Source organism: Sulfitobacter dubius (assembly GCF_027214245.1).
GTDB classification, from domain to species: Bacteria; Pseudomonadota; Alphaproteobacteria; order Rhodobacterales; family Rhodobacteraceae; genus Sulfitobacter; species Sulfitobacter dubius_A.
This window is the reverse complement of sequence record NZ_JAPWHM010000029.1, coordinates 1-1284: the sequence shown is the minus strand read 5'-3', so window position 1 is coordinate 1284 and position 1284 is coordinate 1. Positions and strand designations below refer to the sequence as shown.

The following is a 1284-nucleotide window of genomic DNA, read 5'->3' as shown; positions in this document are numbered from 1 at the left end:
ATGAGCTACCCCCCGAACATCGGACACTGACGTAAGCTGCGATTTGTAGTTTGCTGATCTTCAACACGAAGGAGATCAGGAATGTCGAAACGGAAGCAACATCACCCAGAATTCAAAGCCAAGGTGGCGTTGGAAGCGCTGAAAGGCGAAGAGACTGTCAGCGAGCTGGCCAGTCGGTTTGGAGTTCACCCGACGATGATCCATCAATGGAAACGTGCATTGCTTGAGGGCGCATCTGGTGTGTTCGAGCGAGGTAGCCGGAAGGCACCGGAAGTCGATGAAGAGCAGGTCAAAGACCTGCATGCCAAGATTGGGGAGTTGGCCGTCGCCAACGATTTTTTGGCCAGAAAGCTCAAACCCTGGACCGGCAAGTGAGGTGCAAGATGATTGAGATGATTGAGCCGAACATTCCGGGTCTGTCCGTCGGCAAGCAATGTTCCCTGCTGTCGATCTCGCGGTCGTCATTTTACTATGAACCCAAGGGTGAGAGCGAGATGAACCTCGATCTGATGCGCGTCATCGATAAGCAGTTCTTGGAAACCCCGTTTTACGGTGTGCGCCAAATGACGTGGCACCTGCGCAATGAACAGCATCTGGTGAACGAAAAGCGCATCCGACGCCTTATGCGGTTGATGGGTCTCATGCCGATCTACCAGAAACCCAACACGAGCAAGGCGGCGAAGGGTCACAAGATTTACCCCTACCTGCTGCGGGGGCTACGCGTGGATCGGCCAAATCAAGTTTGGTGCGCCGACATCACATATCTACCGATGCGGCGCGGCTTCCTTTATCTGGTGGCCATCATGGATTGGCACACGCGCAAGGTTCTGGCGTGGCGCATCTCGAACACGTTGGAGGCTGGCTTCTGCGTTGATGCGCTGAATGAGGCGATCCACAAGTTCGGCCCGCCAGACATAATGAACACGGACCAGGGCAGCCAGTTCACGTCTTTCGCTTGGACGAACAGGTTGCGGAGCGCAAACGTGCGCATCTCAATGGACGGCAAGGGCCGCTTCCTCGACAATATCTTTGTCGAACGGCTGTGGCGGTCACTGAAGTATGAATGCGTCTACCTGCATGCCTGGGAAACCGGGTCAGCGGCCCGAGATGGCGTTAGAAAATGGATCGAGTTCTACAACCAGAAGCGCCCGCATTCTGCCCTTGGCGGCAAACCACCTGCTGTGGTCTATTGGCAGAGAATTGAAACAACCAACCACGATCAGCAAGTGCAAAGAGTAGCTTAAACTACGCCAGATCCTGTCCAACAAATGGGGAGTAGCTCAG

At 54.6% G+C, this 1284-nt stretch carries 1 protein-coding gene; it reads left to right on the top strand.

Going from position 1 to position 1284, the window contains the following annotated elements; translation table 11 throughout:
• Positions 1–81 precede the first annotated feature (81 nt).
• Positions 82–1244, top strand: a protein-coding gene (locus O4H31_RS19460; protein WP_269348178.1) for an IS3 family transposase whose coding sequence is annotated in 2 segments (ribosomal slippage) — positions 82–349 and positions 349–1244 — 1164 coding nt in all. Because the reading frame shifts where the segments join, the coding sequence is not laid out codon by codon here.
• The last annotated feature ends 40 nt before the right edge of the window (positions 1245–1284 follow it).